Below are 12,045 nucleotides of genomic sequence, written 5' to 3'. Positions count from 1 at the left end.
GGAATCAAGTTCCCGCAGGCGGATGTCAGAACATTTAGCCGCAGGCGCTTAAAAGGCCGAGCATGCGCGCAGCGAAGTACGCAAGTAAGCTTAGCACGGGAGGCGTATGCGGCCACTTTCCGATAGCCCCGGCGCCCCGCGCGCCGTCTATAGTCCTGGTGTTTCTATGGAAACTGCGGCGGATTCGCCGCTGATGGCATGATCAACAAACTGGTATGACCAATCCAAACGACGCGCAGGCTAACACAACTGTCCTGCAAACGCATTATTGCTTAGACCAAAGTATTAACACCCCACCAACCAGTACATTTATTAGCCGCACACAAGGTTGGTCGACACTGTTTGACACTGATTGACACCAGCGGGAAGCACGCGTTATTTTAGCTCCAGCACTACTGGTAAATTGGTATTACCAATTATCAAACCCATAATTCCCGACGCAAATCAACAGCAGCATAGACCAGCCGTTAGATTCAGACGCGGGAAGCAAATGCAGAGATCAGACATGCAACGAGCCTATCCGGAAAAGCCTGCGCAGGTATATTTTTTCGGCACCTGCCTCATCGACCTGTTCTATCCCGAAGCCGGTATGGCGGGCATTCAATTACTGGAACGCGAAGGCGTGAAAGTGATCTATCCGCAACAGCAGTCCTGTTGCGGCCAGCCCGCCTATAACTCGGGATATGATAATGAGGCGCGCAAAGTGGCGGCGGCGCAAATCGCCTGCCTGCAGGGCGGTCTGCCGGTGGTGGTTCCTTCTGCTTCCTGTGCGGACATGTTCCGCCATCACTACCCGGATCTGTTCGCCGATACGCCCCTGCGTAAACAGGCTCTGGATTTGGCGGCGCGCACCTACGAGCTCACCGAGTTTCTGGCGCATGTCTGCAAAGTGCGGCTTGTGGATCATGGACCTGCCGCCACCGTGGCCATCCACAACTCCTGCAGCGCCCAGCGCGGCATGAAGACAGCGCAAGACGCCATCTCCCTGCTGCGCCAGATGCGTAACGTGGCCATCGTACAGCAGGAGCGCGCCTCGGAATGTTGCGGATTTGGCGGCACGTTCGCAGTGAAAGCGCCGGACATTTCCAACGCGATGGTGCAGGACAAATGCGACAACCTGCTCGCCACCGGCGCCAGTGATCTGGTTTCCGGCGACTGCGGTTGTTTGATGAATATCAGCGGCGCTCTGGAAAAACGCAAAGAGACGCTCCCAGCGCAACATATCGCTTCCTTTATATGGGAGCGTACGCAATGAGCCGCTTTGAGCCCGCCACGGTCAACCTTGAATTCGACAAGCGCGTCGGCGACGCCCTGCAAGACCAGGAGTTACGCGCCAATTTCCGGGGAGCCATGGACTTCCTGATGGGCAAACGCGCCGCCATGTTCCCCGACAAAGAGGGCCTGGAAGCCTTACGCACCCAAGGCGAGGCTATCCGCAATCGTTGCCTGAGCCAGCTTCCCGAGTTGCTGGAGCAGTTCGAACAGCGCTGTACGGAAAACGGCATCCAGGTGCACTGGGCGGAGACCGCGCAGGAGGCCAACGCCATCATTCTGGAAATCATGCACAAGCATGACGCCACCAGAATGGTGAAAGGTAAATCCATGGCGTCGGAGGAGATTGGGCTCAATCATTTCCTGGCCGATCATGGCGTCGAGTGTCTGGAAACCGACATGGGCGAATACATCGTCCAACTGGCGGACGAAACGCCCTCGCACATCATCATGCCCGCGATTCACAAGAACAAACAGCAGATCGCCCGTCTGTTCAACCAGAAAATAGACGGCGTGGAATATAGCGAAAACGTCGACCGCCTGATCGGCATTGGGCGCGATGTGTTGCGCCAGAAATTTTTCGAGGCGGACGTCGGCCTCTCCGGCGTGAACTTCGCCGTCGCGGAGACGGGTACGCTCTGTCTGGTGGAAAATGAAGGCAATGGCCGCATGACCACCACTGTTCCGCCTGTGCATATCGCGCTTTGCGGCATTGAAAAAGTGGTCGAATCCCTGCGTGACATTCCTCCCCTGTTGAAGCTGCTCACCCGCTCCGCCACCGGACAGGCCATCACTACCTACTTCAACATGATCAGCAGCCCACGCAAACCAGATGAAAAAGACGGCCCTAAGGAAGTGCATGTTGTACTGCTGGATAACGGACGTTCGCGCATGTACGCGGATAAGCAGCTGCAACAGACCCTGCGCTGCATTCGCTGCGGCGCCTGCATGAACCACTGCCCGGTGTATACCCGCATTGGCGGACATGCTTATGGAACGACTTATCCCGGCCCCATCGGCCAGGTGGTGTCGCCACAGATCTGGGGTCTGCACACGGCGGGCTCTATCACCAAGGCCTGCTCTCTCAATGGCGCCTGTGGAGAAGCCTGTCCGGTCAAAATTCCATTGGCGGACCTCATACGCCGCCTGCGTTATGAATCTAACAACAGCGAGCCAACGTCCGTACCGGCCCCAAGAGGCCAGGGGGCGTTACGCAAACGCTCGGAAGCCGTTACCTGGAAGTTATGGGCGTTGCTGTTGCATAAGCCCGGGCTGTACGCACTCGCGCTATTCATCGCCACTCGGCTGCGCGCGCTGGCGCCCAGGCGCATCGGTCCCTGGACCCGCTATCGCAGCGCCCCCAAACCCGCCGCGCGCTCTTTACATGAGCTGGCGGCGCAGCGCTCTCAATCAAACGCGTCATCACAGGAGCACGGTCGGCATGAGTAGTCGCGAAGCTATCCTCAATCGTCTACGCACTTATCGGCAGCCCCAACCCTCTCAGCCCGTGCAAGCCCCTGCTTCTGCACCGGCGATGCTCAGTGTTGCGGAGAAAGTTCGCGTGTTTACAGAGAACCTGCATGCGGCGCACGCCGAAGTGATCACGGCGACGGAAGAGAATTGGACGCGGCGACTTTTATCAGTCTTGCGGGAAACTGGTGTCCATAGCGTGACGTATGCCCCGAATACGCCCCATGGAGAAAGCCTAAAATCGGCGGCGCATGCGTATCCCGAACTACAGCTGCACGCCTATGAGAACAATATCGAGAGCTGCAAAGACGCGCTGTTCAATCACATCCAGTGCGGTTTCGGCGCGGCCATGAAGGGCGTTGCGGAGACAGGAACCTTGATGGTGAAAACCGGGCCCGACGAGCCCCGCGCGCTGTCTTTGGTTCCCCCTACGCACAGCCTGATTATCCATGCCAAAGACTTGTATGCGGATTTACCGGAAGCGCTTCATCGAACCCAAATCACAGCCGCTTTGCCCACCAATTTATTGCTCATCTCCGGTCCTTCCAAAACCGCTGATATTCAGCAAACGCTGGCCTACGGCGCCCATGGTCCCAAGCGATTAATTGTAGTTCTGATTGTTCCAGAGGAAAGCGACCATGTCTGAGTCCTTCACCCGCTTCAGCCAGGCGGTGCGACAGTTCATTCCCGCCGCCAGAGTGATCGATGATCCCCTGCGTCGTCTCGCCTATGGGACGGACGCCAGCTTTTATCGGCTGATTCCACAACTGGTGTTGCGGGTGGAAAACGAAGATGAAGTGATTCGCTTGTTACAGCAGGCTGACGCCCATCACATTGCGCTGACCTTCAGAGCGGCAGGCACCAGCCTGTCGGGTCAGGCGGTGACGGACTCGGTGCTGGTGCAATTACAGGGATGGCGAGAGCACCGGATCGAACAGAATGGAGCTCGGATTCGTCTGCAACCCGGTGTGATCGGCGCTCACGCCAATCGCTATCTTGCGCCTTTCCGACGCAAAATCGGACCGGACCCTGCTTCCATCAACGCCGCCAAGATTGGAGGAATCGCCGCCAACAACGCTAGCGGCATGTGTTGTGGAACCAAACAAAATAGTTATCACACGCTGTCGCATATTCGCGCCGTGATGGCGGACGGAACCGTTTTGGACACCGCCGACTCAGACTCCCGAAACGCTTTTGCGCAAACTCACGGGGCGCTATTGCAAGGCCTGTCGAAACTGCGCGCGGAGATTCTCGCCAAGCCCGAGCTGGCGGCGAAAATACGACACAAATATCGCCTGAAAAATACAACCGGTTACGGCATCAACGCACTGCTCGACTTCACCGATCCCGTAGACATCCTCGCCCACCTGCTGATCGGCTCAGAAGGGACGCTGGGCTTCATTTCCGCCATTACTTACAACACGGTGGAAGACCATCCCGACAAAGCCACCGCGCTGGTGTTTTTTCCAGATATCCATATCGCCTGTCAGGCGGTGGCGGCGCTGAAAGCCTCGCCCGTGGCGGCAGTGGAGCTGATTGATCGACGTGGACTCGCTTCTGTGCAGAGCAAGCCCGGAACGCCTGAGTTTGTATGCGACCTGCCCTCCGGCGCGGCGGCGCTGTTAATCGAGACCCGAGCCGCTGACGCCTGGTCGTTGGACGAGCAGATTCAACAGATTCAGCAACTGCTCAATGAGTTTTCACTGCTCAACCAAGTCCCGTTCAGCAAAGATCCACACCACTGCGCGCAATTGTGGAACCTGCGCAAAGGATTGTTTCCCGCCTTGGGAGCGGCTCGGGAAGTGGGAACCACCGTTATCATCGAAGACATTGCATTTCCGATTGAACACTTGGCGGAAGGCGTCCTGGAGTTGCAGCGTCTTTTCAATGAGTACGATTACCCGGATGCGTTGATTTTCGGCCACGCCCTGGAAGGCAATCTGCATTTTGTGTTTTCACAGGAGTTTTCGTCAGAGCTGGCCATCGAACGTTATCGCGGCCTGATGGATGCAGTCGCGCAATTGGTCGCGGTGCGCTTCGGCGGCTCCCTCAAAGCCGAACACGGCACCGGCCGCAATATGGCCCCATTTGTTGAACTGGAATGGGGTGCGGAGGCTTACGCCGTCATGCGTCGCATCAAAGCGCTGTTCGACCCCAAAGGTATTCTGAATCCCGGGGTCATTATCAACGATGATCCGGAGGCGCACTTACGCCACCTCAAGCCGCTGCCCGCCGCCGACCCGCTGATAGACAAGTGCATTGAGTGTGGATTCTGCGAGCCTGCCTGCCCTTCCCGGGAACTGACCTTAACGCCACGCCAGCGTATCGTCGCGTCCCGGGAAATCGCCCGCCTGCAAGCCAGCGGAGAAGACGCGGAACAATTACAAGCGCTGGTGGACGCTTATGACTACGCGGGAGACGACACTTGCGCCGCGTGCGGATTATGCGCCCTAAGTTGCCCTGTGAGCATTAACACCGGCGATCTCACCCGTCTGCATCGCAAACAGAAAAACACCGCGCGAGCGGGTAAAGCCCAATGGGCCGCCGAACACTTTTCAATGCTGACCAAGGCTACGCGCCTGGGGCTGGGCGGCGCAGACGCCATGCACCGGATTTTAGGCGCAGGGGCCATGGCGAAACTAAGCCACGCCGCCCGCAAACTAAGCAAAGAACGGATACCCCTCTGGCACCCTTATCTTCCCACCGCCGCCAGCCCATGTCGGACTGATAAAAAGGCGGCGGACGTTGTGTATTTCAGCAGCTGCGCTTCCCGCACCATGGGCCCCGCCCGGGGAGACGCGGAAACCCGCTCTCTCACGGAGGCCTGTTTACGCTTGTTGGAAAAGGCGGGATTTCAGGTCCGCTTCCCGCCCAATACCGGCCAACTTTGTTGTGGTCTGCCCTTCGCCAGCAAAGGGTTTCCCGACAGCGCCCGGCAAAAGGCCGAAGAGCTGGCGCAAGCGCTGCTGGCGTCCAGCGAAGACGGACGACTTGCCGTCTTTTGCGACGCCAGCCCATGCACGCAGAAGTTAAAAGAAGCAATAGAGCAAACGGAGACCGGGAAGAAATTACGAATTTACGATTCCGTCGAGTTTATCCACGACTTCGTGCTGGATCGCCTGACCATTCAAAAGGAGGAGTCGCCCATCGCCATCCATGTCACCTGCAGCGCGCAAAAAATGGGAATTGGCGAAAAGCTCCTGGCGATCGCCAAGCGCTGCTGCAACCAAGTGGTGACGCCGGAGCATATTACCTGCTGTGGTTTCGCCGGCGACAGAGGTTTCAGTCATCCCGAATTGAACGCGTCAGCGTTGGCGCCGCTGAAAGCGCAAATACAGCATAAGGGGTGCGGCGAAGGCTTCTCCAACAGCCGCAGTTGCGAAATCGGGTTATCCCTGCATGCGGGCGTACACTATCACAGCATTGTTTATCTGGTGGACAGAGTCAGTGAAAAAACAGCGGAGCCGGAAAGAGTATGAGGCTACATTTGCCCGTTAGCGTATTCGTTAAGAAAATGGGCCGTTTCGTCATCGATATCAGTGATCTCCACCCCAACCAGATAGGACGATGTGCGTACGACGACGTGTCGCACGATAACTGACGCAATGCTCTCCCAACGCTTGGCGTGATGAACGATCTCTACTTTCATGATCAGCGTTGCGCCGACCTGCACTGGAATGGGAAACTCAAACAGATAGCCGTGAGCGGACACGTTATCGATTCTGCCCATATACATCTTTTTGTCGGGGGTTTTGACTATCGTTCGCCATGACGCGGTCCGTCTGGGACTGCGTCGACCATCATGCTCATGAGCATCGCTCATCGCACCCTCCGGTTTCGCCAGCTTTATGGAATGTACGCAACGCTGGCGCATGAATTCCATTCTCAGGTCTGTCGCTCCAGCCCTTCGCGTCGCGCCTTGGCCCTTTTTCATCGAGCCTGCATATACTAAAGATTAGCAGACCCTACGCCAACGCCAATTCAGTGCTAACTTGATTTGTATCGGGTTAAGCGCATGGACGTTCGGACACAATGGCCTCTACGTCATTGACCGGCGAATCCGCGCCAGCGACACAGGGGGAGTAGTGAAAAAGGCTTTGATAACGCTGATTGCTGCGGCGTTGATATTGGGGCTGGGCTATTGGAAATGGCGTCCGCAACCATTGCCGGTATCTCTGCACTCGCTCAGCAAAGGTTCCGTGGAAAGCACCGTGGCGAACACCCGCGCGGGCGCCGTGCGCGCCTGTCAACGCTCCAAACTGTCCATGCCTACCGGCGGCGCGGTATCCGTTCTCCACGTCAAGGCGGGAGACAGGGTCCAATCCGGACAATTGCTGTTGGAACTATGGAACAAAGATCTGCGCGCGCTCCATGATCAGGCCCGCGCCGGATTATCCATTGCGGAACGTAAAAAGGCGGAAATCTGTTTCGGCGCCGAGCGGGATCAAAGAGAACTGCAGCGCCAACAAACCCTGGCCAGCAAGAAATTATCCTCCGAAGATATTCTGGACGCCGCCCGCACCCAGGCGGGGATGTCCGCCCTCGCCTGTAAGGCCGCCGCCGCGCAAATTGAAGAAAGCCAGGCTGTGGTGGCGCTGCAGGCGGCGCAGTTGGAGCGCAGCGCATTACGGGCTCCGTTCAGCGGCGTCATTGCCGAAATCAATGGCGAGATTGGCGAATATGTAACGCCCTCACCGCCCGGCGTACCCACTCCGCCTGCCGTCGACCTCATAGACGATAGCTGCTTGTATGTCCGCGCGCCCATTGATGAAGTCGACACAGCGCGCATCAAAGTCGGCATGCCGGCGCGCGTGACGCTGGACGCCTTTCGCGGCCGCGCCCTGCAAGCGAAGGTGACGCGGGTCGCGCCTTATGTGCAGGAATACGAAAAGCAGGCGCGCACCGTCGATGTGGAAGTGGAGATCAATGAATTTCCCGAGGACATGAACTTACTGGTGGGCTACAGCGCGGACATCGAAGTCATTATCGACAGCCGGGATAATGTATTGCGTCTCCCCACCGAGATGATTCTGGAAGGCGACGCCGTCCTCAAATTCGATCCGAACGACCAAAGCCTGCATAAAGTCGCCTTCCAGGGCGGGATCGGCAATTGGGTGTACACAGAGGTTGTAAGCGGTTTGAATGAAGGCGATCGCGTCCTCGCCGCACTCGGTCAGGAAGGAGCGGAAGACGGCGCGCAGGTGCGTCCGCAACCATGAGCGCCGCGAAGCATCCGTCAACGCCCCCATTGCAATCAAAGCCGGCGGCGCCTGTCGTCGCCTTGCATGAGGTCAATCGCCATTTCCAACTCGGCGAACAAACCGTCAAGGCCCTGGATGCGGTAAGCCTGCAGCTGCTGGCTGGCGAATACGTCTCCGTCATGGGTCCTTCCGGCTCCGGCAAGTCAACCCTGCTGAATATTCTTGGGCTTCTGGATCGTCCTGACGCCGGCGCCTATTTGTTGAATGGAGACCCCACCCAGGATCTCAGCGAGGAAAAGCGGGCGCGCTTGCGTCAGCAGAATATCGGATTCGTGTTTCAGTCCTATCACCTTATCCCCCGCATGAGCGCACGGGAGAACATTGAGTTGCCGCTGGTTCTCGCCGGCGCGGCGCCCAAAGAACGCGCGCGCATGGTGTCCGACATGCTGGAGCGACTGGGACTGACCGACCGCGCCAGTCACCTGCCCAATCAGTTGTCTGGCGGACAACGACAACGAGTGGCCATCGGCAGGGCGATCATCATGAAGCCCAAGCTGCTCCTCGCGGATGAGCCGACCGGGAATCTGGACACCCAATCCGGCGCCGATGTCGTTACCTTGCTGGAAGAGTTGAACGCTCAGGGTATTACCCTGGTCGTGGTCACTCATGATGTTGAACTGGGCAAACGCGCCAGGCGTCAGCTGCGTATGGTGGACGGCCGCATTCAGAGTGACGTACGCCAAAGAAACGTGAGCGACTAGCCATGCGCGCCATGGACTTAGCCCGCTTCAACATTCAAGTCATGATTGGGCATCGTTTTCGCACTCTGATGCTGATGCTCGCTCTCATTATCGGCGTGGCGGCGGTTAACCTGCTGACCGGGCTCGGAGAAGGCGCGCGCCTGTTTGTCCTGGGCGAGTTCAGCTTTCTCGGCAAAAATACGCTGATCATCATGCCCGGCAAGAAAGAAACCACTGGCGGCATGCCGCCGATCACCGGCGAAGCCCCACGGGATCTAACCTTGGAGGACATGCAGGCTCTGACGCGGCTTTCCGCCATCAACCGCGCCGCGCCCCTTATCGCCGGCATGGCGGAACTGTCTTATCAAAGCCGACTGCGGGAAAGTTTCGTCGTGGGAACCACCCAGGATTTCTTCTCTATCCGCAAACTGAGCCTTTTGCAAGGACGGGCGTTACCGCCGGGAGACCCGACATTCGCCGACGCCGTCTGCGTGCTGGGCCAAACGCTCAAACGAGAGCTATTCGGCCCTGAGCCCGCTCTGGGCCAATGGGTGCGCGCCGGCGATCGCCGCTTTCGAGTAATCGGCATCCTGGAGAGCAAAGGCGTCGCCATGGGCTTGAACTTTGATGAAGCGATGCTGATCCCCGTCGCCAGCGCCCAGATGCTGTTCAATCAGGAGGGGTTGTTTCGACTGTTTGCGGAAGTCCGCTCCGAGCGGGAACTGAAGTCCACTCGCAACGCTATTCTCAGCATCATCAAGGAAAGACATGATGGCGAGGAAGACGTCACGCTGATCACGCAAGACGCGTTACTGTCTTCCTTCGATGAGATTCTGCGCACGCTGACCCTGGCGGTAGGCGGCATCGCCGGGATCAGCCTGGCCGTGGCGGGGGTGCTGATTATGAACGTCATGCTGATCAGCGTCAGTCAACGCACAGCGGAAATAGGACTGTTGAAAGCGCTTGGCGCCAGCGCCGCCACCGTCCGCCGGTTATTTCTCAGTGAGGCGCTATTGCTGGCGATAATTGGAAGTCTGATCGGGCTCTTAATAAGCGAGACCTTATTAGCGACGGGGCGCCTGCTCTACGACCAGATTCCATTAGGCTCGCCAGTATGGGTGAAAATTGCGGCAGTGAGCGTCGCGATTGTCACCGCCCTGCTTTTCGCCTACCTTCCCGCACGCAAAGCCGCCGCCCTGGCGCCAGTCGAAGCGCTGACGCATAAGCAGGGCCCCTGATATGAAAGCGCCGGACTTACTGAAAATGGTGACCCGCACCATCAACTTTGGCCGCACCCGCGCGGTGCTCACTTCCCTCGGCATCACTATCGGCATCGCCGCAGTGGCGTTGCTCACCTCCATCGGAGAAGGAGTGCGCAGTTATGTCATGGATGAGTTTTCCCAGTTCGGCGCCCGCATTATCGCGATTAACCCGGGTAGAAATATAACCGGCGGTATGGGGGGCATTCTCAGCACCGTGCGTCCTCTATCAATACAGGATGCGGAAGCTCTGCGTCAGGCGCCTTACGTGGAATATGTGGTTCCAGTGGTGCAAGGGGCCGGAGCCCTGGAGTACAAACAGCGCGCCCGCAATGTAGATATCTTCGGGGTCAGCGCGGATATGCCCGCGGCCTGGCGCTTCGCTGTGGCGCAGGGTCGCTTTTTGCCTCGCAATAATGATGCGCGCTCCAGCCCCTATGCGGTGATTGGCCACAAGGTTAAGCAGGAGCTGTTTCAAGGTGAAAGCCCGTTGGGTCAGCTTATCCGCATCGGCGGCATGCGGTTCCGTGTGATAGGGGTGATTGAACCCAAGGGAGATATGCTGGGGTTCGACCTCGACGACACCGCCTATATCCCCGCCGACCTGGCGCTGGATCTCTTCAATCGCGAAGGACTGATGGAGATTGACGTCATCTTCTCCCCCGCCACGGACTCCACCTACATGTCCGCCCTTATTAAAAAGATGCTGATTCAACGCCACGGCCGCGAGGACTTTACGTTGATCACTCAGGATCAGATGCTCACCAGTCTGAACAGCATTTTATCGGTATTGACGCTCGCCGTCGGTTTGCTTGGCTCCATCTCCCTGTTGGTCGGCGGCGTCGGCATCCTTACGACCATGACCACCAGCGTGAGAGAGCGCACCAGCGAAATCGGGTTGCTGCGGGCTCTGGGCGCCACTCGCGCGCAAGTGTTGAGTCTGTTTCTGGCGGAGGCTGTCACGCTGTCGACCATAGGCGGGATATGCGGGCTGCTGCTTATGGGAGGCGTCACGGCGCTGGCTTTCCTGTTCGCCCCCGAGTTCCCTATCCGTCCACATATTCCGTTTCTGTTAATCGCGTTACTGCTGTCTTCGCTGATTGGGCTTATCGCGGGCGTCGTTCCGGCGCTACAGGCTTCGCGCCTGAACCCGATTGATGCGCTTAGAACGGAGTAATCGATATTAAATCTGCGACATTAGATTTAGCGGATCATACCAGAGCTCTTTGCGTCGAACCGGCGTCTCCTTCGGCAAAAACGGGTTTTTGATAACGAAAGCGCGACGCTCGGATAGATGCGCTTTATTGATGGAATCGCCATGATGCTTGAGGAAAATCTGATCAAACGTCTTATCGGCGATCATGATATTCAGTCCCCGCTCAATGCGTTCAGCCAGTTTGGGGTGCTGTTTGGAAACAAAGAAATAGTAGGGCCAGGGATAGTAGATCAGCGTACGCCGCTCAATCTGAATTTGCGACAAATAATCCCGCCGGGCCTGATACTCGGCGAAAATTTCGTTCACGCCCCGAGGGAAATGATCAAACCGACGTTGCGCCAGCATCTTGAACAAGCCTTCGTAACTGCTGGCCGTCACCACATGAAAGCCGTTCTTCTCGTAAACCTGAATATCGCCCCAGCCCAGGCCTTGTCCAATGCTTAATAAGCGCAGATCAGAGAGATTTTCCAGGGTGTCGAACTTGGCCTGAGTTTCCTCTGTAATCAAGCTGATGCGATAACCAAGCAGCCCTTTGCGCAAAGGAATGCGGATGGGGCGCATCAAGCGCTCTTTCTCCTCCGAGGTGGAGCTCCAGGCCACATTAAGGACGGATGAGCCTCGATCCAACTCCGCAAGATAGCGGGCTTCGCTCATCGCCAGAGGCGTCTCCTCCAGCGAATAAGGTCCGTATTGCTCCACGGTTTTATCCAGGGAGACTTTCAACATCTCCACCAAATCGATAAACCGGGTGTCCTGCAGGGATTCAGAAGCGGGAAAAATGACTTTCAACGGCCCGGCGGCCCAGGCGATCTGACAGACGAAAAAGGCGATTCCAACAATGATCAACTTCATAATGGGCCCCATCATGAAATGCAGATGGCGTTTAT

General features: G+C 57.4%; 10 protein-coding genes. 8 read left to right on the top strand and 2 right to left on the bottom strand.

Translation table 11 applies throughout. The features are described from left to right. Nucleotides 1-505 precede the first annotated feature (505 nt). Genes HCH_RS05705 through HCH_RS05690 form a run of 4 tightly spaced genes read left to right on the top strand, consistent with a single transcriptional unit; the run spans nucleotide 506 to nucleotide 6,221 of the window. Nucleotides 506-1,255 carry a (Fe-S)-binding protein gene (locus HCH_RS05705; RefSeq protein WP_202945291.1) on the top strand — a complete coding sequence of 250 codons (750 nt, stop codon included), beginning with the start codon at nucleotides 506-508 and terminating at the stop codon, nucleotides 1,253-1,255. Beyond that, nucleotides 1,252-2,721 carry a LutB/LldF family L-lactate oxidation iron-sulfur protein gene (locus HCH_RS05700; protein ID WP_011395210.1) on the top strand — a complete coding sequence of 490 codons (1,470 nt, stop codon included), beginning with the start codon at nucleotides 1,252-1,254 and terminating at the stop codon, nucleotides 2,719-2,721. Before HCH_RS05705 ends, HCH_RS05700 begins: the two co-directional genes overlap by 4 nt. Then, nucleotides 2,714-3,388 (top strand): LutC/YkgG family protein, encoded by a 675-nt coding sequence (locus HCH_RS05695; protein WP_011395209.1) that lies wholly within the window; start codon nucleotides 2,714-2,716, stop codon nucleotides 3,386-3,388. The genes HCH_RS05700 and HCH_RS05695 overlap by 8 nt, the downstream gene beginning before the upstream one ends. Further along, entirely contained in the window at nucleotides 3,381-6,221 is a 2,841-nt protein-coding gene (locus tag HCH_RS05690; RefSeq protein ID WP_011395208.1) for an FAD-binding and (Fe-S)-binding domain-containing protein, read from the top strand. Before HCH_RS05695 ends, HCH_RS05690 begins: the two co-directional genes overlap by 8 nt. A gap of 2 nt (nucleotides 6,222-6,223) precedes the next feature. Here HCH_RS05690 and HCH_RS05685 read toward each other — a convergent pair whose 3' ends face one another. After that, nucleotides 6,224-6,565, bottom strand: a complete 342-nt coding sequence (locus HCH_RS05685; protein WP_011395207.1) for a PilZ domain-containing protein — start codon at nucleotides 6,563-6,565, stop codon at nucleotides 6,224-6,226. Between the two features lie 262 nt (nucleotides 6,566-6,827). Here HCH_RS05685 and HCH_RS05680 point away from each other — a divergent pair, with 262 nt between their 5' ends. Genes HCH_RS05680 through HCH_RS05665 form a run of 4 tightly spaced genes read left to right on the top strand, consistent with a single transcriptional unit; the run spans nucleotide 6,828 to nucleotide 11,119 of the window. After that, on the top strand, nucleotides 6,828-7,961 hold the full coding sequence (locus HCH_RS05680) for an efflux RND transporter periplasmic adaptor subunit (protein WP_011395206.1): 1,134 nt from the start codon (nucleotides 6,828-6,830) through the stop codon (nucleotides 7,959-7,961). After that, entirely contained in the window at nucleotides 7,958-8,704 is a 747-nt protein-coding gene (locus HCH_RS05675; RefSeq protein ID WP_011395205.1) for an ABC transporter ATP-binding protein, read from the top strand. Before HCH_RS05680 ends, HCH_RS05675 begins: the two co-directional genes overlap by 4 nt. A gap of 2 nt (nucleotides 8,705-8,706) precedes the next feature. Next, nucleotides 8,707-9,921, top strand: coding sequence for an ABC transporter permease (locus tag HCH_RS05670; RefSeq protein WP_011395204.1), 1,215 nt, complete (start codon nucleotides 8,707-8,709; stop codon nucleotides 9,919-9,921). Between the two features lies 1 nt (nucleotide 9,922). Continuing rightward, nucleotides 9,923-11,119, top strand: coding sequence for an ABC transporter permease (locus HCH_RS05665; RefSeq protein ID WP_011395203.1), 1,197 nt, complete (start codon nucleotides 9,923-9,925; stop codon nucleotides 11,117-11,119). Nucleotides 11,120-11,125: 6 nt separating this feature from the next. Here the strand turns inward: HCH_RS05665 and HCH_RS05660 are convergent, their stop codons facing one another. Beyond that, a complete protein-coding gene (locus HCH_RS05660; RefSeq protein WP_011395202.1) occupies nucleotides 11,126-12,010 on the bottom strand; it encodes a substrate-binding periplasmic protein in 885 nt (294 codons plus the stop codon). Nucleotides 12,011-12,045: the final 35 nt, after the last annotated feature.

The sequence above is a fragment of the Hahella chejuensis KCTC 2396 genome (assembly GCF_000012985.1).
GTDB lineage: Bacteria > Pseudomonadota > Gammaproteobacteria > Pseudomonadales > Oleiphilaceae > Hahella > Hahella chejuensis.
This window is presented reverse-complemented; position numbering and strand designations above follow the sequence as displayed.